This is a genomic window from Moorella glycerini (assembly GCF_009735625.1).
Taxonomy (GTDB): Bacteria; Bacillota; DSM-521; order Neomoorellales; family Neomoorellaceae; genus Neomoorella; species Neomoorella glycerini.
The window spans coordinates 2811067-2833059 of the sequence record NZ_CP046244.1 but is presented as its reverse complement, the minus strand read 5'-3'; the positions used below and the strand labels follow the sequence as shown (position 1 = coordinate 2833059).

Below are 21993 nucleotides of genomic sequence, written 5' to 3'. Positions count from 1 at the left end.
GCTAAACCCGGTAGTGAAATCTATAAATTAAGGGTAATGGTGGTGATCCTACACCTAGTTTCTCCCACAATAATTTTATAGGTTTAAATCATTACTGTCAATATAATTATCTTCTTCAGCCGGCTCTCCCAGTACCTGGCGAATTACATGGCCATTAAAACCTCGCTGCCAGAGGAAACGGGCCAAGCGCTGGTAATAATGATCGGCACTTTCTCCCTGGCGCCGGTAATATTTCCCCGCCAGTTCCCGGGCCGCCGCCAGCTCTGCTTCTGGAGGAAACAGGTCGCCTACTATACCTTCCGCCAGGGAAGGGGCCACGCCATGCTCTTGCAACTCGCGCTGGAGGCGCCTCGGGCCTACCGGGTGGGTAGCCAGCCGGTAGGTGGCCCAGTTCCTGGCAAAATTGGCATCATCTAGCAAACCGGCATCCTTTAACCGGTTTAAGGTTGCCGTCACTACCTCCCCGGGAAAACCCTTTGCCTGCAATTTCCAGCACATTTCCTGTTCACTCTGCTGGCGCCGGGTTAATATTTTCAGGGCATACTCCCAGGCTGCCGCCGCTGAAGGATTATTCGTTTTGCGCACCTTCATCTTCTATAGCCGCTGCCGTCTTGACTAAACCAGCTTTAGCACGAATCTGGGCTTCAAGGCTGGCCGCCAGTTCGGGGTGGTCACGTAAAAATTCTTTGGCTGCCTCCCGGCCCTGGCCAAGGCGATCTTCCCCCAGGGAATACCAGGCCCCACTCTTCTTTACTATATCCAATTCCGTGCCCATGTCAAGGAGGCAGCCCTCGCGGTCAATACCCCGGCCGTAAATAATATCAAACTCGGCCTGGCGGAAGGGCGGCGCTACTTTATTTTTAACAACCTTTACCCGGGTGCGGCTACCAATAATCTCGGTCCCCTGCTTGACCTGCTCGATTTTGCGCACATCCAGGCGCACCGAAGCGTAAAATTTTAGCGCTCGTCCCCCCGGTGTTGTCTCGGGACTGCCAAAGAGGACCCCTACCTTTTCCCGTAACTGGTTAATAAAAATGGCTACTGTCCGCGACTTGGCAATAACGCCGGCCAGTTTGCGTAAAGCCTGGGACATGAGCCGGGCCTGCAGGCCTACATGGGCGTCGCCCATTTCACCGTCCAGTTCGGCTTTGGGCACCAGGGCAGCTACGGAATCGATGACGATGACATCGATGGCGCCGCTGCGCACCAGGGCTTCAGCGATTTCCAGGGCCTGCTCACCGGTATCGGGCTGGGATACTAAAAGATTATCAATGTCGACGCCAAGGTTCCTGGCATATACCGGGTCGAGGGCGTGCTCGGCGTCGATAAAGGCTGCCGTGCCACCGCTCCGCTGGGCCTCGGCAACAACATGGAGGGCGACCGTCGTCTTGCCCGAAGATTCCGGGCCAAAGATCTCCACCACCCGGCCCCGGGGCAACCCGCCTACCCCCAGGGCCAGGTCCAGGGGCAGGGCGCCGGTGGAAATAGCTTCCACATTGAGCCGGGCACCGGATTCACCCAGCTTCATTATGGAACCCTTGCCAAAATGCCTCTCGATCTGGAGCAGGGCATTTTCCAGGGCCCGCTGCTTGTCTGATAAAACCACTATGTAAGTTCGCCTCCTCCTGCTTTTGCACTTTACTGGCAACGCCAGTCAACCGTTATTAAGAGTTCCTGCCGCCTGCTGGCAAAGTAACCGTCAAAACCGGGCGGTAAATAGCCCCCTGTGGGGTTAGCCGGCTCTCCATAAGACTTACCGCCGTCACCCTTTCCCTCCCCCAGGACACGCCGGCCAAACTCTGGAGCCTGTCCTGTAATGGCCCGGTGGCTGTCCCAGGACGCAGGCGGCCCAGGGTTAAATGGGGGGTAAAGGAATCGGCCGGAAAACCCAGTTCCAGGTATTCCCTGGTTACCTGTCGTTGCAGGGTATATAATGTCTCTTCGGAGTCCACTCCCACCCAGACAACCCGGGGGTAGCGCCAGTTGGGAAAAACCCCGGTGCCTTTTACCTCCAGGTGCCAGGGGTTAACCCCCATAGCGGCACGCCGCAAGGCTGCTCCTATTTCCTCAACTCTGGCCGGGGCCACTTCACCTAAAAACTTGAGGGTTAAATGGATATTCTCCGGGGGCACCCATTTAACCGTTACCGGTAACTGGCGTAATTCACCCAGTAACCCGGCCAGGGCACTTTGCAGAGCCGGGGAAAAATTTATGGCCACAAACAGCCGCATGCCGATCACCTGTTTTCAGGATCTATTCGCTTCCCAATCCTGATAATCCTGCTGCCACGTGACAAAATTTTCAAGAGGCCATGGCCTGTTCCTGTAACAGGGCCCGCAATTCCCGTCCGGTTACCGTTTCCTTTTCTACCAGTTGTCCGGCTAAAGCCTTTAAAGCCTCCTGGTAAGGCCGCAGGAGAGAAGCCACCTTGGCCTCTTCCCGGCTGATGATAGTTGAAGAAGCATTGTGCATCTGTTCCTTGGTCAAATTTTCTTCGGCCACTACCCCAAGGTCCGACAGCCCGGAGGTAATAATCACCCGGGCCAGGCGAATGGCTTCTTTAAAGTCATTGAGGGACCCGGTACTGCGACAGCCAAGGATTAAGGCCTCAGCCACGGCCCCGGCCAGGCAGATATCCATTTGGGTCTCAAGGTATTCCCTGGTATAGAGGTAAATGTCGTGTTCCGGCTTTTGCCGGGTATAGCCCAAAGCCTGGCCCCGGGAAGTAATGGTCACATGGGAAATGGACCGGGGCCTTAAAAGCTCGCCGGCAATGGCGTGGCCAGCTTCATGGATGGCCAGCCGGTACAACTCGTCCGTCGCCGGCTTGCGACCCAGCTTTTCCCCCAGCATTACCTTATCGACGGCTTCCATTAAATGTTTCTGGGTGATAAGGGGGGACTTTTCCCGCAGGGCCAGGATGGCGGCCTCATTGGCTACGCTTTCCAGATGCGCCCCGGAAAACCCGAAGGTTTCGCGGGCAATGGCTTCCAGGTCAACCTCCGGTGCCAGGGGCTTATTGGCCGTATGCAGTTTTAAGATGGCCAGGCGCCCCTCCTTGTCAGGCAGGTCAACCTTAACCTGCCGGTCAAAACGCCCCGGGCGTAAAAGGGCCGGGTCCAGCAAGTCAGGACGATTGGTAGCGCCGATAACTAGAACCTGGACATCGTGACTGCCTTTTAAACCATCCATCTCTACCAGGAGCTGGTTTAAGGTCTGGTCATATTCTAAATGGGAGGTATGGTTGCCGCGCTTGCCACCCAGGACTTCCAGCTCGTCGATAAAGATAATGGCCCGTTTTTTCTGCTGGCGCCGGGCCAGTTCCCGGGCCCGGTTAAAAATTGCCCGTACCCGCTGGGCGCCAACGCCAGCATACATCTCGATAAATTCGCTGCCGCTGGCCTCGAGAAAAACAGCATCTGTATAGGTGGCGGCTGCCTTGGCCAGCAACGTCTTTCCCGTTCCCGGCGGGCCACTCAAAAGGAGGCCTTTCAGGGGGCGAATGCCCATGGCCTCAGCTTCAGCACTGCGGAGCAAAAACTCCAGGGCTTCCTTTAATTCGCGGATAGCCGTAGCCTGGCCGCCGATATCGGCAAAAGATACCTTGACCGGCGGCGTATATCCCTTCCCCCCCAGGGTTGAAGGGAGCAATCCTTTTTTTTCAATCACCCAGTAGGCCAGGAAACCCATGCCAGCCAAAAGCAGAAAGGGAGTAATATCTACCCCTTTGATGACTAAAAAAATCATTAACCCTAAGCCTGTACCAGCAATTATTTCTTTTACTTCCTTAAACACTTTGCCCCTCCCCCCGGGTTACATAATTTTGCCGGGGGACTACCTGGTAAAGGTAGGCCTGTCCCTGGCTGAATTGGAGATAAATATAGTTATCGTCCACATTAATGGCATAATGGTCGATTCCTGCCTGGCGCGCCAGCCGGTCCACGGTAGCCGCCATCTGGGTAAAGTTGCCCCGTACTGCCGCTTCATAGACGGCAAACTGGCTTTCCCGCCACAAACTCTCCAGGGCCGGGGAACGGCGGTCCTGGATGACCAGCTTTACCTGTTGCCGGCCATAAAGCTTGTGCACCGTTTCCTGTACCTGCCGGTAGGCCTGCGGTAAATCAGCTCCGGGGCCGAGAATGACCCTTACTTCCAGGCCGTCAGCCGTCCGGATTACTGTTGCCTCCTGGACCGCAGGATCGGACTTTAGGGTATCAGCCAGGGGTTTTTCCTGGCTGTAGTGCCGGTAGGCCCACTGGCCCCCGGTTAATAAACCCAGGGTCAAAAGGGCTGCCAGAAAAACAAATTGAAGGCGCCACCCTTTGAAGTGCAACGAAAACACTCCTCTCCCAGGGATAACACCTTCAATTATAACAAATTTCAACCGGTCAGGCCTTATGAATTACCTGGCAGGATTGCCACATCTACCTTTAGCCAGGGCGATAAAGTAAATCCCGGTTGCTCAAAAGATAATGCAACGCCGAAACCATGGTCAGGACCAGGGCCACATAAAGAAGGAGAACGGCCTGGGGAACCTCGACAAGCAAGGCAACAATGGCTATAACCTGGGTCAGGGTTTTGACCTTGCCCCAGGAACTGGCGGCCAGAATTAGCCCTTCCCCCGCTGCTACCTGGCGCAGGCCGCTGATTAAAAATTCTCTACCGACAATTAATATTACCACCCAGGCGGGAACCAGGTGCAGCTGGACCAGTAAAATTAAGGCCGTAGTAATCAGGAGCTTATCGACCAGGGGATCCAGTAACTGGCCCAGCCTGGTAACTTCGTCCCGGCTACGGGCGAGATACCCGTCCAGGCCATCGGTAGCTGCCGCCAGTAAAAATAGTGCCGCCGCCAGGTAACGCCCGGGTCCCCAGGGCAAAAGAACCAGGATGGCAAACAAGGGCACCAGGCCCAGGCGCACCAGGGTTAGCCGGTTGGCCGCCGTCATTCCTCTACCTCCCCCATTAAATCGTAATTACTATGGACCCCGGTAAGTTTAACTGTCGTCATAGTTCCGGCCGGCAGGGTACTTCCTTTAATATAAATCAAGCCGTCTACCTCCGGAGCCTGGCGAAAACTGCGCCCCACCCCCGGCCCTTCTATTAAAACCTGCACCTGCCGTCCCACCCAGCGTTCATTGCAGGCCCTGGTAATGGGCTGCTGGTAGAGCATTAACTTCCGGTAGCGTTCTTCCTTTACTTCTTCAGGCACCTGATCCGGCAAATCGGCGGCGCCTGTACCGGCTTCCGGGGAATATTTAAAGGCCCCCACCCAGTCGAACTGCATAGAGCCCAAAAAGTCCAGGAGAATCTGGAAATCCTCCTCATCTTCTCCCGGAAAGCCGACAATAAAGGTGGAGCGCAGGGCTATTTCCGGCATGGCCCGGCGCAGGCGTTCAATAGCCTTTATGCCAGCGGTAAGGCTGCCAGGACGGTTCATGCGCCGCAAGATGGTTTTACTGGCATGCTGGAGGGGCAAATCCAGGTAAGGTAATACTTTCGCTTCCGTGGCCATCACTTCCACCAGCTCTGGTGTAATGCGGGTTGGATAGGCATAGAGGAGGCGCAACCACTCTATTTCCGGGATCCTGGCCAGTTCCCGCAAAAGCCGGGGCAGGCGGTACTCGCCGTAACAGTCCAGGCCATAAGCGGTAGTGTCCTGGGCCACCAGGATTAATTCCTTCACCCCGGCCGCGGCCAGGGTCCTGGCCTCGGCAACCAGTTTTGCCAGGGGACGGCTGTGGTAAGGCCCCTTGATGGCGGGGATGGTACAATAACTGCAGCGATTATCACAGCCCTCGGCAATCTTTAAAAAAGCATAGGGCTTTCCCTTCCCGGTAAGGCGGGGCAATTCCCCTTCCTCTTTATCCGGGTGCGGGACATCCAAAAGCCGTTCCCCCTTTAATACCCGCTCAATAATCCGGGGCAAGCGGCCAATGGCTCCTGGACCAATGAAAGCGGCGACTTCAGGTAATTCCTCCCATAGCTCCCGGGCGTGCTGCTGGGCCAGGCAGCCGGCAACAATAATATAGGGCCGTGACTCCCCCTGGGCCAGCCCTAAAATAGTTTCCAGGGCCTCCTGTTTGGCTGCCGTAATAAAACTGCAGGTATTGACGATAACTACTTCCGCTTCACCGGGATCGCTGACAAGGGCAAAATGGTTTTTAGCCAGGACACCCAGCATATATTCGCTGTCAACTTGATTCTTGGCACAACCAAGGGTTATAACGGCAGTTTTAATCATGGTTTCCTCGTTATTCTAGCCTGGTTGGAACCTTTAGTAGCCTCAAAGGTAACTACATCGCCCACCCTGCCCAGGGGTGGCTGGACCTGGCCATTAACGGTTATTTCCACTGCGCCGGCGCTGCCAAGGGTAACGCTAATTTTTTCTTTTCCCAGGAATACCTTGTTTTCCCCGGCCTTGAGAGTCCCGGAAAAATCATTTTTACCATCAATTATAACACCTACCCAGCAATCCCCTGCAGCCCTGACTTTAACTTCCACCCCCTGGTCCTGGGGTGTTGTCGCTACCGGCGGTGGCTGGCTGATCGGCTGTTGTGGTTCAGGGGTTACCGGTGCCGGTTCTGTTACCGGTGGTGGCGAGGGCCTTTGCTCCAGGGAAGGACGATAATGGTTGTATAACCAGTTGATACCCCAGAGAACAAGAAGCACTGCCGGGACCAGTAACCAGCGCATCCTTTTCCCGGGGGACAATCCCGTTGCCGTCAGGCTACTTTCTTCCGCCGGGTAATTATCCTCGTCGGACGGGTATTCCTGTTTAAACTGCTGCACTACCGCCTGGACATCCAGCCCTAAAAAGCGGGCATAATTACGCACGAAACCCAGGGCATAGACCCGGCCGGGAATCTGGTCATATTCACCCTTTTCCAGGGCTTCCAGGTAGCGCAGGCGAATTTTGGTAGCTTCTTCCGCTTCGCGGAGAGAAATCCCCTTTGCCTGGCGGGCAGCGCGGAGCATTTCCCCTACCTTTTCCATGGCCTCACCTCCCGGTGTTTTAATCATCTTCGACACCATATCAAGAGATTCCTGCCCTATCATTCTTCTTTCGCGCCAAATAATTCCTGGTATTCCTCCCAGTTAGTAAGGATGGCGCGGGCCTTGGTGCCTTCATGGCCGCCCACAAACCCCCTGGCTTCCATCATATCCATTAACCTTGCCGCCCTGGTATAACCTATCCGCAGGCGCCGCTGGAGCATGGAGATGGAAGCCTGCCCTGTTTCCAGGACCACCCGCACGGCTGCGGGAAAAAGCTCGTCTTCCGCCCCGCTGTTGTCTTCGCTGCTTTCCTCCCCTTTCAGGAAACTGGGGTTATATTCCGGGCGACCCTGCTGTTTGACATAAGTCACCAGGTCTTCCACTTCCCGGTCCGAAACATAAACCCCCTGGACGCGGATAGGCTTGCTGGCCCCAATGGGTAAAAAGAGCATATCACCGCGGCCCAGCAACTTCTCGGCCCCGGCCATATCCAGGATAGTCCGGGAATCAATCTGGGAGGAAACGGCAAAGGCAATCCGGGAAGAGATGTTGGCCTTGATCAGGCCGGTAATGACATCTACCGAAGGCCGCTGGGTGGCCACAACCAGGTGAATACCGGCCGCCCGGGCCATCTGGGCCAGGCGGCAAATGGCGTCTTCCACATCAGCCGGGGCCACCATCATCAGGTCGGCCAGCTCATCAATAAGGACTACTACCAGGGGCAAGGCCCCCTGGCCGCCATTTTCCTTGTGCATCAAACGGTTGTAGCGAGTAATATCCTTGACCCCGGCGCCGGCAAAAAGCTCATAGCGTTTCTCCATTTCGTTGACTATCCATTGCAGGGCCGTAGCGGCCTTCTTCGGCTGGCTGACCACTGGTGCCAGCAGGTGGGGAATACCATTATACTGGGTTAACTCCACCATTTTGGGGTCAATCATCAACAGCTTTAATTCCTGGGGTGTAGCTTTAAACAACAGGCTACAAATCAGGGCGTTCAGGCAAACGCTCTTGCCTGAACCGGTAGTCCCCGCAATCAGCAGGTGGGGCATTTTCGCCAGGTCGGCAATAACCGGGTTGCCGGCAATATCTTTACCCAGGGCTACCGTCAGCTTGCTACCGGCTTCCATAAAGGCAGGATCTTCCAGTACTTCCCGCAGATGAACCACAGCGATTTCCTTATTGGGCACTTCAATGCCTACCGCCGCCTTGCCCGGAATGGGGGCCTCAATCCGCACCTGGGCAGCCGCCAGGCTCAGGGCAATATCGTCGGCCAGGCTGACAATCCTGCTCACCTTCACCCCCGGTGCCGGTTGGACTTCATAGCGGGTCACCGTCGGGCCACAGCTGACCTGAGTCACCTTAACTTTGACACCAAAGCTCTCCAGGGTGTCTTCCAGGATCTTGATGCGGTCGGTAATATCCTTCTCCAGGCGGGGATTTTTTACCCTTACCGGGCGGGTTAAGAGACTCAAAGGCGGCAGGACATAGGGACCGGGCTGCTCGGAGGTGCCTTCCCCCTCTGTGCCGGTAGAGTCCTCTGCCTGGAGGTTAACCCTGGGCCGGCGCCGGGCCTTTTTCTCGTCTTCGCTAACCGGCGGGGCCGGATTTTCCGGGTAGACCCTGGCCTGGGCCGACTCTTCCGTATTTACCGCCGGTGGGAGTACTGGCGGCGATGGTTCCGGTGGCGGGTTAATGACCACGGGTACTACTTCCCGTTCCCGCGGTAAGGCCTTCCCCCCGGCCTTCAGGGTTTTCTTTTCCTGCACCTCCGGCTCCTCTTCTTCAACCTCGGTAAAGAGAAAGGCCAGGAGCCAGCCCTTAATGGCCTGGAAGGTCACATAGAGCAGTTGGCCTAGACGCCCGGTAAAGCGTGTTAAAGAAACACCTGTGGCCAGGAGAAAGGCAATTAAACCTAGAGCCACCAGTACAATCCAGGTGCCGACCCGGCCAAAGATGGACTTCAAGATTAAAGCTCCCAGGGCACCAAGCAAACCGCCACCCTGGCCGGCGAGCCCCCGGGCCAGAGCTTCTTTATAAGTACTGCCATTTAAGAGGGGCTGGTGCAGGGCGCTTAAAAAAGTAAGAAAAAGTAAAATGCCTCCTATTAAACGCGGCCGGGAATCCTTCATTTTACCCCCGGTAATGAGGCGGACGCCCCAGGCAGCCAGGAATAAAGGAAACACATATTTACCCTCACCGGTCAGGGCCTTTAAAAAACCCACCAGCAATTGACCTACAGCGCCAATACTGGCAGCAGAACTTATGTAACCCAGGTCCAGGACATACAACCCCGCCAGGCAAAGGAGGGCCAGGGCCACCAGGGCCACACCGATAATTTCATTTTTTATCTTTTCATTTAGAGTCCTGGCAGGAGCCATTTTCCATCACCCCGGTTGCTACTATTCTACACCAGGGGTTGAAATTCCTTGCTTCTGTAATAAAAAGATGGCAATGCATGTTTGCGGGCTTTATTCCCTATACTAAATAAGGAAAATTACCGGAAAGACTTAACCCTGCGCAATTCTTTACCGAGCCAGGTTTAAATTACCAAGGGGGAGTTTAAATTATGCCCAGCCCTGATATCAGTCCCAACCCTGTACCCAACCAGCCGGCCACACCCCCACCCCGGCCGCCAGTGGAACCGGCGCGAGTCACCGCCAGCCCCCCTGCCAGCCCGGAGGTAGAAAACATTAAAGAGCTGGGGCAAACTAATGTCGCTGATTACAAAAGTGAAATCCATTGCCTGCAAATCGTAGGCCAGATCGAAGGCCACCTGGTCCTGCCGCCGCAGAACAAAACCACCAAATATGAGCACATTATTCCCCAGCTGGTAGCCGTAGAACAGGACCCCAGCATTAAAGGCCTCCTGGTGGTTTTAAATACCGTGGGTGGCGATGTTGAAGCCGGCCTGGCCATTGCCGAAATGCTGGTCAGCATGTCCAAACCGGTAGTCTCCCTGGTCCTGGGCGGCGGCCACAGCATCGGCGTACCTATGCCGCCCAAGTAGCTACTAAAAGAAAAAAGACCTTCTATATATAGAAGGTCTACATTGATACCGCAACCCGCAATTCGACCGTGCCATCTGCTGTTTCCCCTGTAGCCTGGGCCAACCTCGTAAGGTCTACTTTATATAGTATCTCCATCCTGTCGCGCCAGAGGATTACCCGGTCTATAATTTGGGCTAACATCCTTTTCTTTATGTCGGTAGGCGCCTCTTTAAATATCTCGAACCAGTGGGGAGCCAGCTTGACGAACTGCTGCAGCTTTTCCCTTTCGATATGGTTTTGTTGGTATTCGCTTTTTAGCTCTCCTAATTGCTTTTCCAGTTGAGCCATATCATCTTCTGCCTTTTTGATTTCCCTGGCCATTAACTCTTCGCTGTAAATGCTTTTATCCGGCTCGGCAAAAAACTGGTTTAAACGGTCCACCCAGTTCTTGTGCCGGCGTCTAGCCTTTTCAAGTTCTTTTTCCAACTGCTTTATCTGGTGCTGTACCCTGGCCATATTGAAAGACTGCCTACTGTTAATATAATTTTCCAGGTTGCCCAGGTCAAGATTTGATAGGAAATTCTCGAGTTCTGCCATAAAGATGGTATCTATTTTCTTTTGCGAATAACTTCCTTGACCCTGGCAGTACTCTGTGCTTATGCGGGCCTTCGTTACACAACGGTAAGAGGCTCTTTTATAGTTGTAAATCTTGCCATTAGGGGCCATGACTTTAGAGTTGTTTTTCTTGCTTGATACAAATCCTCTCCCGCAATAGCCGCACTTCAAGAAACCTGTCAGGAGAGCCGGGCTATCCAGCGTCCTGGTATCAGGGGCTGTGTTGCTGGCCAACGACTTCATTTTATGGGTTAATTTGAGCCAGGTTTCTAATGGGATAATGGTATACTCCGGTACTGGACGGGGGTTGCCGTTTTCATCCCTGGGGATAATTATCTCCGGATTATTTATATCGTAACGGTTTCTCACTCTAACCTGGCGTCCTGGCCTGTCTCCTTGCCTGGTCCGGTTATACGCAGGCAGCCCTGCAATAATAGGGTTCTGCAACACGTCCCTTACCCGGGAATCCCGCCAGGGCCTGCCTTCTCTGGTCCTTAGACCGCGGCTGTTTAGCTCTTCGGCAATTTTCTTGCTCCCCATGTCTTCCTCCAGGTATAGCCTGACCATCTCTTTAATAACTTCTACCTCTTGAGGTTCTATTTCGAGGGGCAAACCGTTTTTGGAAGAGGATAGCCTAAAACCATAAGGAGGCCGGCCACCGGTCCACTTTCCCTGGCGGGCCAACTCAAGCATTGCCTGTGAAACGCGAATGGAGGTGTTTTTGCTTTCGGTTTCGGCCTGCCACCCCTCAATAAAACGTAGGAGTTTTTCCATCTGGTCATCGACGTTAAGCTTGCGGCCTCCCGGTGCATCGGCCACGGCAATTACTTCCACTCCAGCCCGGTGCAATCGCCATAACACCATAGGGTACTCGAAGCTATTGCGGCTGAGGCGGTCGGCTTTAAAAACAAGAAGTACATCATATTTCCCAGTTTCAGCGTCACGAAGGGCGTCCTGGAGGATATCCCTATCCATAGAAGATAGTTTATAGGCCGACACTCCAGGTTCCAGGTATTCGGCCACAAGTTCCCATCCGCGTTCGCTTGCGTAGCTTCTTAATAAATGCTGCTGGACGGGTATGCTATCTTCTTCGTTCTTTACTTGCCGTTTTGTACTTACCCGGTAAAGGGCCGCCGCGCGCAACTCCTATTCCTCCAGTTTTTCCATTATCATCTGGGCAGCAAGATACCGCAAAGCTTCCAATCGCTTTTCCGTATCTGAGGCTACCCGGGGAAATTTATTGTTAACCGTTATCCCGCTGTATTTCCTGGTATAAATGATGTGGTCTTTTTCTTCCTTAATATTATATTGCGTTTTGGGAACCCCCACAATGGCACCTCCTTCCTCTCTTTGGCAAATTTTATCTTTCCGCTTCGGCCTACCGTTTATACGGCATGTTCATCTTGGTTCCCGTGATAAGGGTCAGGCACCATAATGTGGGCCTGGACTAGCTATAACCAACAAAAAACCGGGTATAACCCGGTATTTTATGGAAGGAGAGGTTTTTTGCCGCCGCCCTTGCCTATTTTGAACCCTCTAGCTGCAAACTATTGCCTGCATTTAAATCTATTTATTTTTGACCTGCTGGCTATTTTGGAATCGCTAAAGTCGTTAGCATATAAAAGATATAATTCATGTACGGCACGGGTTATTGCTGTGTAGAGCAAACGCGCCTCCTCAGGGTTACTGCGGTTATACCTGTCTAAATCTGTTATAATCACAACGTCAAACTCCGTACCCCCTGCTAACTCCACGGGAAGAAAGGTTATCTTAAATTGTTCCTCTTTAACATTTTTCGTATATGTGCTCCATAAGGAGCTTAGTTTCACTGCCTCTTGAGTAGTGGGACAAATAATACCTATCGTTTGATAACCATTTATCTCGGAAATCACCTCACAGATGGTAGAAAACTTGTTAAAGATAATTTCTCGTATTTTAACGGCTTTTCCTTCCCTCAGAACAGATGGCATAGCGTCTAAGGCATCAGGGAAGCTTTTTTCGAGGGCCCACTTGGCCTGTTCAAGTATAGGCCTGGTGGTACGGTAAGTATTTGTAAGCACACCAAGTAATGCTTCTTCGCCAAGAATCTTAAGAGCGTCCGACCAATTTTCCTCAAAACCGCCAAAAGAAACTTTCTGGTTGATATCCCCGCAAAGAGTTATTGACCCGTTGGGGGCAAGTAGCATCTTTAACACTTCCAACCACAAGGGGCAAAGATTTTGGGCTTCGTCAATGAGAATATAACGATAATGTTTTGGTACCCCCATTATCCGTAAGTAAAGATATATTAGGGCTGCAATATCTTCCAGGGTTATTAAATCTGGCCCTTGCCAACCAGCTTGTTTTTCCATAAAGAATTTCAAAGCCAGATACGCTGGTACGGCACCATTCCAGAAAAGCCGGCTAGAATCCGGCAGGTTATTATTAATATAATCTCGGGCTTTTTCTAGTGCTTTTCTTTTTATATCTTCAATGTCATGATGTTTGGTTCCTTCTTTAATTTTCAGGCTCTTACTCTCAAAAATATCGGCCAGCCAATTCTGGAGCTTTTCTCGCCGGGCTTGATAAGGCATACTTTTTAAGGCATCCCGGTTGTAAAAACCAATAACTTTATCCCGCGGTACCAGGACTTTATGATCATAAAGAAAGTCCCCTGCGCCAGCCAAGGCCACCTTTACTTGGGAATCAATAATATAATCCAAATATTCCTTGGTTTTTTCAGAACCCTTATATCGCATAATCTCTTGTGCCGTTGCTCTAGATTTTAGAGGAACCATAAAGGGATTTAAAATATGAGGATTAAGATGTAAACGATTAACTTTCTGTTCATCTTCAACTATCTTCAAAAAAAGATCATATAGGGTCATCTGTTCTACAGCTTCCACATTAAGGTCGGGAAGGATCCCGGCTATCTGTTCCAAAAGAAATTTATTAGGAGCAATTACTAATATATCGGAGGCCCGGCATTTGCTGGCGTAAATGAGATAAGCAGCGCGGTGCAGCATTATTATTGTCTTGCCCGTACCGGCCCCGCCCTGAATAATAAGATTTTTTTCTGGGGAAATACGTATCAGTTCATTTTGTTCGGCTTGAATAGTGGCGACTACATCCTTTAGCCGTTCCTGACCCTGGCGGTCAAGTTGTTTTTGTAAAAACTGATCTATATGGGTTCCGCTTACGGCAGCTCCTGGATTTTGGGCATTTAAAACTTCAAATACTTCTTCCAGATGGTCGTGGTAAGTCTTTAACTGGCGGATTAAATGCAAATCGCAATCAATTATTTTTTGCCCTTCTTTTAGGTTAACGGTATAGCGGCCATTACGGCTGTAAAACATGGCAGCGGCAGGTGCCCGCCAGTCGATAACCATTACGCCATCGCTTTGGTAACCCTGCTTGCCAATATAAACCGTTTCCATTTCCTCTTCACCTTTTTCCTGAAAATCTATCCGGCCGAAGTAAGGTTGGGGAAGAATTTGCTGTAACTTCTTGGTTTCATGCCGAATTATATCACTCTGTACCCGTAGTTCCTGGGATTCTTCCTGCATATCACCGCCGTATCCTGCTACTTCGCGAATACGTTCTTCTTTTTCTTTTACCCTGGATTCGTTTTCTTTAATAGACTTCAGAATGTCTCTATAAACTTCTCTAAGTTTTTGCGCTTCTTCCTTATATATATAATTCACTATCCCACCCTCTTTCTTGATACCGAATGAATCCAGGAATATAATACCATGTGATCATGTACCTGCAAAGTCGCCCTTTTTTCTACAAAACTACCAAACAATAAAAAAAACTACCCTCTTGTTTAGGGGCAGCTTTTATTCAGATTGCCATTTTTGTTACCGTTGTCTTACGATAGTCAAATAACTTTCCTGCTATCTCTATGAAACACTCTTCTTTTATTTTAAAAGCAGCCACCGCCAGGGCTAAATCTTCTTCTTTCAGACATATCACACTTGGTAACGGGATATCCTGCCTCCAGGATATGACTTCCAAAACTTCCCCGCCGTAAACGTCCGATCTGACCTGAACTTTATCTCCGGCCTGAAGTAGCCTGGTTTCCATAGTAAACCACTCTTTTTCCTGATTCTTGAACACTATGCCCTTAAAATTTTCTATGGCCCGGCCGGAGACTTTCAGGCCCATTTGGTCAAAAGTTATCATGCCTTCGTATTGTTTTGCTCCCAGCTTGTCTCCATGTAAATTTGCCGAAACGATTATTGCAGCCTGGTCAACGAGGGGTCTGATGACCGCGGCTGTAAAGCCGCCAAACACCTCATACATCTTAATGCCATCCCTGATCTCTTTAACTTCTATACGTACCCCATCCAGGGCGGCTTCTATGCGGTGTTGCAATTCACCGGCAAATGCCTCCATGGAATCAGGCAGATATGTATCTGCTCCTACCAACCTGTACTTTTCCACCAGATCTTTAATCATTTCCCACCAGGGGCCTTTTTTGTCGGTAATCCTGAGCACCTTGCCCTTTTCCCGTCCTGAAACAGCCAGGGCTTTCAGCATCCCGGCCCGCCTGGTGAGGGCTACTCTCTTCGCCCGCCAGCCGCCAAGATCTTGGGTACCCAGCATTGCCAGGGTTTCATAGCTGGGGTTATCGCTATTAACAAAAACCTCATAAATAACCCTGGCAATATCGAGGTCCAAAACCTCACCTTGCGAAGGTAGGTACCTTAACTCTTCTTTAGACATGAAACCGCGCTTAAAACTGCTGCGTTTGCTCTCACGATTGCGATTGTAGACCTTTTTAATATTGACGCCCAGCGTGTTAGCTATAGCGCCAGGCTTATAACCGTTTTCCCGCAAAAAATCAATTTGGGAGGATGTATCCTGGAGGCCTTCGAGTATTTCCTGCAGGCCCTCATGGGCGCGACTAACCCCGAGGGGTTTTTGCCCACAATTTTTGTTACCCCCCTCTATCTTTGCTTTTATGCGCCTTAGTTGGACTTTTACTTGGTCAACGCTTATCTCCAGGGTTCTGGCTATCCTTTTAGCGCCATATCCCTGCTCATATAGCTTCCATATCTGTTGTTGTTGCGAGCTTAATAGTTCCACCTATTTCTCAGCCCCTTAGCTGGTAGGCTAAATAATCAGTTTTTATGGAAGGATATGGTATAAAAATGACGAATATAATTAGGGTCGCCTTTGCCATTGCTTTGAGGTAGTATGTTAATGCTAAGCAAATTTTTAGTAGAAAACAGGATTGACAACCTACTAACCTAGAAGGTCTTAGTATAAAGATGGGGAATAATAACTTTATGTAAGAATAAGTTAGATTTCTCCAATACTCAAACCCTCGTCTGTAATGACCCTTAATTTTAATCCAAGAACCCCATAAACATTTTTTATGGCAGTTTCATTCCAACGTCTACGGCCAGAAATAAGATCAGATATATATTGCTGGCTGTAACCGGTTAATCGAGCTAAATCGCAAGGTCTTAGTCCGCGTTCACCCATTCGTTCTTTTGCTAACGCTCCAAAGTTCATGTGTGAACCCTCCATGGTTATAATTTAAGCAATATCCTTAAATTGTGCAACCATTAAATTAAGCAGTATGCTTGTTTTGTTGCCCCTTTAAACTTCTTAGACTTCTATTTCTCTATATTGCTTAATCCGTCTTCTTTTTTCAGCAATATGCTTATTGTCAAATTAAGCTAATGGTGATAAACTAAAATCAGCTATTTGCGGAGAGGATCAAGTATGAATCGTATAAGGGAATTGCGAGAAGCAAAAGGAATAAGTGGAACAAAACTAGCGGAAATGCTAGGAATATCCCCCCAACATTTATATGACTTGGAAAAAGGTAAACGGCGTTTAAACGAAACCTTTATTAATCGTCTAACCGAGATATTTAATGTTACAAGTGATTATCTATTGGGTAAAGACATTATCGTAAATAAACAAAAGAAGTATGAAAACGACGAAGCCACCCGCCTCTTTGCCCGCCTCAGCGGCCTGACTCCTGAAGGACGGGAGAAGGTGTTGCGTGAACTGGAATGGATTGAAGAGCTTGAAAGAAAAAGGTTCCTTGAAAGAAAGAAAAAGCAAAATCAGGAAAAAAATTAGCTGCCGGGATATGGCAGCTTTTCTTTTTCGACATTCTTCGACTTCTCTTATTGGGAGGGCATATATGAGCATAGCCGAAGCCAAAGCCAGGCTGCTGATCAAAACTTACCAACCCCGTTATCCCCTGGACATAAAAGAATTTGTCAAACTGCTCGGATTGAACAAGCCCGTAGAATTCCATGAATGCGAGAGATTGCCCGACGAAGTAAGCGCCCTCGTAATTGATAAAGAGCGGTATGAAAGCATACATATTCTTACCAATGCTAACCACCCTGTAACCCGGCAACGTTTCGGGAGTGTTCATGAGCTTGGCCATATCTACCTGGGCCATAAAGGCGGGTTGCATTTTTACTCCCCAGGGAACATATACGGCGAAGACCCTATCGAGCATTGCGAAGCTGACATATTCGCCACGGAATCATTAATGCCCGTTTTCCACGTTTTTGAGTTGGCCGGCCGGATAAGATCGCCTCTAAGCCTGCTAAAAGCCATGGAAACCTTCTTCAAAGTGAGCCTGGAGGCAGCCGCCCGGCGGGTAATCGAACTGGAGATCTATAAAAGGTCAGCCTGCATCCTACTTCGTGATAGACTACCTGCCTTCAGCTACGCAACCAACGATTTCTATTACACCTGGGAAATGCTTTCCGGGTTTTTGGGAGAAATTTTTACCCTCATGAAGCCGGGCCAACGTAAGGTCTGGGTATATAACGAGCTTGCCGTTCATACCAGCAGGATGCAAAAAGGATATATGCTGGCGGTACTGGTGGGTGGCAAAGCGGATTTGAATATGAAGGTGGCGGAGGTTTTATGAAAAAGGAATACCATTACGATACTGAGCTTGATGTTGCCATAGCCAAAAAAACAGCGGAACTCATGAAAAAGGCGGCGGACGAATACATATTTGACCCCAACACAGAAGTAATGCCTGCTCCAAGGCACTGGGGTGAATTCCCGGGAAGGACACGAGTTTGCTTCACAAAAACCATAAGGGAAGACGGCTCTCTCTACTACCATATGAGCGTTTCCGCGCCCTATGGAAGGGTTAAAGACCTGGTGGTAGCAGCACTATTGAAATTATTTGATGCCCCTTCTGCTGTTACGGAAGTGCCGCCTGGGATAAACCCCAATGTACGTCATTTCTGCTGGCCGGCGGGCAGTGGTAAAGTGCATTAAGGAAGATTAAGGAAGGGGGGTGAGTAAGGTGGAGGTAAGATTTCCAGTTACACTAGAGAACGGCGTTATAATCCATGAGGACAATGAGCCTTTCGAGTTTGAAAATGAGCAAAGATTCAATGGTCATGACGCAGACGGCAACCGGATCACAAATATCGTAGGCTTTGATGGGGAATACCTGCTTAAATGGTGCCCGCATTGTGAGCAAATATTGCCCAGCATCGATTTTGGCCCGGAAGGTCGCCCTTCAAGCGATCCAAAGCTCAGGCGTGATCAAAGCTGGTGTCTTGTATGTAGAGCAAGAGAATAGATCAAAAGCTACGTTTGAGCGAGACGATCCTGCTAATTGATCCCAATTGATCCAGATCGATCTAAAACCGTTATTTCTGCCGTTTGTCAACCCTGTGTTTTATGAAATAACATAAGGCACGGGGTGTTTTTATGGAGCACATTCAACTTAAACCCATAATAAAGTGGGCTGGGGGAAAATCGCGCTTAATAAATAAGTTCTTACCTTATTTCCCGGCGGAATTCAACAACTACCATGAACCCTTTTTAGGGAGTGGTGCAGTTTTTTTCAGTTTATTTAACGAAATAGCTTCCAGAAAAGCAAAGGCCTATATTTCCGATTTAAACGATGAACTTATTAATCTTTATGAAGTGGTACGTGACGACGTTGAAGGAATTATTAAAGTTTCTAAGGAGCATATATACGATAGAGACTATTATTATTACATAAGAAGCCTTGATCCAGATAAACTTTCCCGCACCAAAAGAGCCTCACGAATGCTTTATCTTAATAAAACCTGTTTTAACGGGTTATGGAGAGTGAATAGCAGCGGGCAGTTTAACGTGGCTTTTGGCAATTATACTAACCCTAAAATAGTCGATGTACCAGTCCTTCGTAGCGCAAGCAGCGTTTTTAAGCAAGCAAAATTATATTGCGGTGATTTTGAAGAAGTAGTTTTGGAGAACGCTAAAAGCGGTGACTTCGTTTATCTGGATCCCCCTTATGTGCCCCTATCATCTACTGCCAACTTTACGGGGTATACTCCCTATTCTTTTGCCAAAGATGACCATCTGCGCTTAAAGAGGGTATTTACGCAGCTTGTAAAAAGAGGATGTTTTGTGGCACTAAGCAATTCTAATACCGAAATGGCAAAGGAGCTTTATGAAGGATACAACATAAAGACAGTAAGCGCGACCCGGGCGATAAACTGCAATACGCAAAAACGTGGGGCAATCCAGGAACTGCTAATATTGTCTTATCCCGATGAGTTGTCCAGGTATAATTATCGCCCCCTTTGCTCCATTAACTTTTCAACCAGCCACATCTGAATTAATGTCTGGTAAGGAATGCCTTTTTTCAAGGCTACTTTCTTTATTTCAGACAAATAAGTAGGGTTAAGTCGGATACAAATTTGCCTCTTTCTGGGCCTTTCAGCCTTAACTTCCACTGTCTCTAATTGATCCCAGAAAGGCGCGACAGAATTTTTTTCCCAAAATACAGCTTCCTCTTCTGCGCTGGCGAATTCGGGTATCTCTTTGTCTTTAGTCATCATTTCAGCCCTTTCCTTTTGGTGTATAATCGTTTTTCGCTATAATCCATATTGCGGGCGGTTATAGGTCTTATTATAGACCCGGCCTTAATTTCAAATACCACCGTTATGTACCTGCCGGCATCAGTTTGACCGAGAGCCAAATAACGACCAGATCGTGATTTTTTCACCAAAGGGCCATTATAGAACACTTCTTCAACTTCTTCCAGGCCCACCCCATGTCTTAACGGTTTCCACACATTGTTATTATCCCATTCAAACCCTTTAATATTGAACACAATTGCCACATCCTTGTATATACAGTGTATATGATTATAGGAAGAAAATCAAGGCCTTCTTGCAACCATCAGTAACACACCGCTGCCTCAAAATTTTTCCGGGCCTTCAGACCTGGCCTTCCGGCCTTAATAGCCAAATTTGCCGCCCCGGCCGCCGTCAAGGCCGCGAAGCGGTGGCCCGAAGGGCCAGCCTTGACGACAATAGGCCGGGGCGGCGGTATAATCCAAGGCCGGCCGGAAAATCCAAGGGCATAAAATTAAAGTAGACAGGTGTGCTTTCCGGCGTTTACCATGGGACTACTGTTTTCCCGCTATCCGTGTTATTTTGCGTCTCTATAACCCTAGTCCCTTTTTCTATTTTTTCTTCCCTTGCCTTTCCTCCCTCATCTTCTACAAGTTTCTGGTCCTCGATACTACGGTAATCATCATTCCCGCCATCGTCGGTTTTATCACCAGTCTCAAGCTCTTTTTCTTTTTCCCTCTTTTCCATGACTACAACATTCTTCAACTCCCTGGCTTCCGGGAACTGCTCATAATCCAGCACTTTTAATTTCGCCGGCGGGGTGCCGTCAGGGAGAAAGGCTATGCAAAACCTGGAACGCATCTTTTGAATCTCGTCCGGGGTCATCAGTTCCCGGCCGGTAATACCAAGGCTACGCTTGTCGTCAAATAACCCCTGTCCCCATATAGGATTAACTTCCCTGGTAGCACTCTTTGTTTCCACAGTACTTTCCCCCAGCATGCGGCTCACGTAACGGGCGGTCGTGTCGTCCTTAACACCAATAATTAACTTCGTGTCGCAGCAGGCCATTATTTCCTCCCATGTCCGTCCATATTTCCTTTCCAGCTGGGGAATACTCTGGACTATAACGTGGCAGTCGAGGCCGCGGCTGCGGACGGTGGCGATTTTCTTTTCAAACTCCGGAATGCTTACGATATTGGCGAACTCATCCAGGAGAAATCTGACCTGCACCGGTAAACGGCCATTGGGAGAAGTATCAGCAACCTCCACCAGCCGGACGAATAAAAAAGTAAACAGCAGTGAAGCCAGAAAATCAAAGGCGCCGTGGGTATCCGGGGTAATGATGAAGTAAGCGCACTTTCCCTTGCCGGGTAACGTTAAGTCTATATCGCTGTCACCAGTTATGCGTCGCACCATTTCTTGCTGAAAAACTTGCAACCGGGTACCCAGCCTGATTACCACTCCACCTTTGACGTTATCGCCGGCCATGGCATAAACATTATACGGTCCTTTTGCTGGATGGCCCGGTGGAAGTTTAGCGAACAAGGCATCTACTTGTTCAAAATCACCTGCAGCTAATATATCATAAAGGGAGCCAAAATGGCGCATATCCGCAGGCAGTTCTGTGGTTACATAGAGGGCCAGTGCTTTTAGCAAGTTCTGTTCAGCCCGGTCCCAGAAGGCGTCACCGCCCTTTTTAGGCCCGGTTTCAGTTGTGCTGATAACCACCTGGGCAAAAACGTCGGCATCCAGGGGGGTCCGGATCTCTGCCAGAGGGTTCCAGTGATCCGATTGTTCCATTTGGACCAGATTGAAACCCTTAACCGTGTACCCTTTTGACTTTAGCCAATCGGCCATGCTGCGGTAAAGCTCGCCCTTGGGATCCGTCACCAGGACGCTCTCCCCTGACCGGACCGCCGCAAAGATATTGGGCCGGACATAGCCACGGCTTTTGCCGGAACCTGGTGCACCGACCACGAGTACATGGCGGTTCATCCAGGTTTTGGGCTTAGGAGGAATACGCACTGGTACTCTCCCTAAAGCCCCCAGGACTATTCCCGGGCCGAAGCCGAAGTCGCAAACTCGCGCCAGGTCGCTTTTCACGGCCCACCTGGCGCTTCCGTAGGTGGCGTCATCTATTTTTATCTTTATGCCGTTGGTTTTAATAATCGTCCAGTCAAATTGCCAGGCTATCCGGCGCAGGGTCCACATTACTGCAATTAACACATTTAGGCCGATCCACCAGGAACGTACTTCCGGCTGGTAGAGGTGGCCGCCCAGCCAGGCCCTGGCGGTTGCCAGCGGGTGCTGGAAGTACCACCAGGCCACAGTATAATTGGGATGCTCGTGCAGACCCCCGGCCAGCCATTTATAAGCTGCCGCAAAGATGGCGGCTACAGGACCGAGCAACCACACGTCGATGATGTACAATACCGCCAGGCTCGTTATAAGGCCGATTGCCAGCAAAAAAAGCCCTATGCCGTTGTTGCCGGTTTTCTCCGTCAAACCAGCAAATATCTTGTTGAACATAAAAAACACCTCCCAAAAAGAAAAGGCCCGGG

General features: G+C 50.0%; 22 protein-coding genes and 1 pseudogene. 5 read left to right on the top strand and 18 right to left on the bottom strand.

Going from position 1 to position 21993, the window contains the following annotated elements; genetic code table 11:
* Window positions 1-75 precede the first annotated feature (75 nt).
* The 9 genes from MGLY_RS14170 to MGLY_RS14130 form a co-directional block, all read right to left on the bottom strand.
* On the bottom strand, window positions 76-591 hold the full coding sequence (locus MGLY_RS14170) for a regulatory protein RecX (protein WP_156274854.1): 516 nt from the start codon (window positions 589-591) through the stop codon (window positions 76-78).
* Window positions 569-1606, bottom strand: a complete 1038-nt coding sequence (gene recA / locus MGLY_RS14165; RefSeq protein WP_170291103.1) for a recombinase RecA — start codon at window positions 1604-1606, stop codon at window positions 569-571. Before recA ends, MGLY_RS14170 begins: the two co-directional genes overlap by 23 nt.
* 58 nt (window positions 1607-1664) lie before the next feature.
* Entirely contained in the window at window positions 1665-2231 is a 567-nt protein-coding gene (gene thpR, locus MGLY_RS14160) for an RNA 2',3'-cyclic phosphodiesterase (protein WP_156276490.1), read from the bottom strand.
* Window positions 2232-2301: 70 nt separating this feature from the next.
* Window positions 2302-3747: an AAA family ATPase gene (locus tag MGLY_RS14155; protein WP_156276488.1), complete on the bottom strand. Its 1446-nt coding sequence runs from the start codon at window positions 3745-3747 to the stop codon at window positions 2302-2304.
* A gap of 40 nt (window positions 3748-3787) precedes the next feature.
* Complete coding sequence (locus MGLY_RS14150; protein WP_156274852.1) at window positions 3788-4333, bottom strand: hypothetical protein; 546 nt, start codon at window positions 4331-4333, stop codon at window positions 3788-3790.
* 97 nt (window positions 4334-4430) lie between these two features.
* The gene (gene pgsA, locus MGLY_RS14145) at window positions 4431-4949 is read right to left on the bottom strand and encodes a CDP-diacylglycerol--glycerol-3-phosphate 3-phosphatidyltransferase (RefSeq protein ID WP_054937685.1); all 519 of its coding nucleotides are present in this window, start codon (window positions 4947-4949) and stop codon (window positions 4431-4433) included.
* Window positions 4946-6244 carry a 30S ribosomal protein S12 methylthiotransferase RimO gene (rimO, locus tag MGLY_RS14140; RefSeq protein ID WP_156274850.1) on the bottom strand — a complete coding sequence of 433 codons (1299 nt, stop codon included), beginning with the start codon at window positions 6242-6244 and terminating at the stop codon, window positions 4946-4948. Before rimO ends, pgsA begins: the two co-directional genes overlap by 4 nt.
* Window positions 6241-6996 (bottom strand): helix-turn-helix domain-containing protein, encoded by a 756-nt coding sequence (locus MGLY_RS14135; RefSeq protein ID WP_156274848.1) that lies wholly within the window; start codon window positions 6994-6996, stop codon window positions 6241-6243. The genes rimO and MGLY_RS14135 overlap by 4 nt, the downstream gene beginning before the upstream one ends.
* Before the next feature lie 59 nt (window positions 6997-7055).
* Window positions 7056-9374 (bottom strand): FtsK/SpoIIIE family DNA translocase, encoded by a 2319-nt coding sequence (locus tag MGLY_RS14130; protein WP_156274846.1) that lies wholly within the window; start codon window positions 9372-9374, stop codon window positions 7056-7058.
* Window positions 9375-9562: 188 nt separating this feature from the next.
* On the opposite strand from MGLY_RS14130, the pseudogene MGLY_RS14125 reads away from it, so the two are divergent.
* Window positions 9563-9991 (top strand): annotated as a pseudogene (locus MGLY_RS14125) (ClpP family protease); the annotation flags it as partial.
* A 49-nt stretch (window positions 9992-10040) separates the two neighbouring features.
* Here MGLY_RS14125 and MGLY_RS14120 read toward each other — a convergent pair.
* From MGLY_RS14120 to MGLY_RS14100, 5 genes are all read right to left on the bottom strand, one after another.
* Window positions 10041-11741, bottom strand: coding sequence for a recombinase family protein (locus tag MGLY_RS14120; RefSeq protein WP_156274844.1), 1701 nt, complete (start codon window positions 11739-11741; stop codon window positions 10041-10043).
* Between the two features lie 3 nt (window positions 11742-11744).
* On the bottom strand, window positions 11745-11927 hold the full coding sequence (locus tag MGLY_RS14115) for a hypothetical protein (protein WP_156274842.1): 183 nt from the start codon (window positions 11925-11927) through the stop codon (window positions 11745-11747).
* Between the two features lie 218 nt (window positions 11928-12145).
* Complete coding sequence (locus tag MGLY_RS14110; RefSeq protein ID WP_156274840.1) at window positions 12146-14281, bottom strand: HelD family protein; 2136 nt, start codon at window positions 14279-14281, stop codon at window positions 12146-12148.
* Between the two features lie 139 nt (window positions 14282-14420).
* Window positions 14421-15668, bottom strand: coding sequence for a helix-turn-helix transcriptional regulator (locus MGLY_RS14105; RefSeq protein ID WP_156274838.1), 1248 nt, complete (start codon window positions 15666-15668; stop codon window positions 14421-14423).
* 216 nt (window positions 15669-15884) lie between these two features.
* Complete coding sequence (locus MGLY_RS14100) at window positions 15885-16100, bottom strand: helix-turn-helix domain-containing protein (protein WP_156274836.1); 216 nt, start codon at window positions 16098-16100, stop codon at window positions 15885-15887.
* 213 nt (window positions 16101-16313) lie between these two features.
* Here MGLY_RS14100 and MGLY_RS14095 point away from each other — a divergent pair, with 213 nt between their 5' ends.
* The 3 genes from MGLY_RS14095 to MGLY_RS14085 all read left to right on the top strand — a co-directional run bounded on the left by MGLY_RS14095 (window position 16314) and on the right by MGLY_RS14085 (window position 17852).
* Complete coding sequence (locus tag MGLY_RS14095; protein WP_156274834.1) at window positions 16314-16679, top strand: helix-turn-helix domain-containing protein; 366 nt, start codon at window positions 16314-16316, stop codon at window positions 16677-16679.
* A gap of 64 nt (window positions 16680-16743) precedes the next feature.
* Window positions 16744-17490: an ImmA/IrrE family metallo-endopeptidase gene (locus MGLY_RS14090; protein WP_156274823.1), complete on the top strand. Its 747-nt coding sequence runs from the start codon at window positions 16744-16746 to the stop codon at window positions 17488-17490.
* Complete coding sequence (locus tag MGLY_RS14085) at window positions 17487-17852, top strand: hypothetical protein (RefSeq protein ID WP_156274821.1); 366 nt, start codon at window positions 17487-17489, stop codon at window positions 17850-17852. The genes MGLY_RS14090 and MGLY_RS14085 overlap by 4 nt, the downstream gene beginning before the upstream one ends.
* A gap of 52 nt (window positions 17853-17904) precedes the next feature.
* Here the strand turns inward: MGLY_RS14085 and MGLY_RS14080 are convergent, their stop codons facing one another.
* A complete protein-coding gene (locus tag MGLY_RS14080) occupies window positions 17905-18051 on the bottom strand; it encodes a hypothetical protein (protein WP_156274819.1) in 147 nt (48 codons plus the stop codon).
* A gap of 242 nt (window positions 18052-18293) precedes the next feature.
* On the opposite strand from MGLY_RS14080, the gene MGLY_RS14075 reads away from it, so the two are divergent.
* Entirely contained in the window at window positions 18294-19190 is an 897-nt protein-coding gene (locus tag MGLY_RS14075; protein ID WP_156274817.1) for a DNA adenine methylase, read from the top strand.
* Here the strand turns inward: MGLY_RS14075 and MGLY_RS14070 are convergent.
* The 3 genes from MGLY_RS14070 to MGLY_RS14060 form a co-directional block, all read right to left on the bottom strand.
* Window positions 19145-19414, bottom strand: coding sequence for a CopG family antitoxin (locus MGLY_RS14070; protein WP_156274815.1), 270 nt, complete (start codon window positions 19412-19414; stop codon window positions 19145-19147). The two genes, MGLY_RS14075 and MGLY_RS14070, sit on opposite strands and share 46 nt — an antisense overlap.
* The gene (locus tag MGLY_RS14065; RefSeq protein WP_246187343.1) at window positions 19411-19689 is read right to left on the bottom strand and encodes a BrnT family toxin; all 279 of its coding nucleotides are present in this window, start codon (window positions 19687-19689) and stop codon (window positions 19411-19413) included. The genes MGLY_RS14070 and MGLY_RS14065 overlap by 4 nt, the downstream gene beginning before the upstream one ends.
* A gap of 286 nt (window positions 19690-19975) precedes the next feature.
* Window positions 19976-21961 carry a VirD4-like conjugal transfer protein, CD1115 family gene (locus MGLY_RS14060; protein WP_156274813.1) on the bottom strand — a complete coding sequence of 662 codons (1986 nt, stop codon included), beginning with the start codon at window positions 21959-21961 and terminating at the stop codon, window positions 19976-19978.
* Between the last annotated feature and the right edge of the window lie 32 nt (window positions 21962-21993).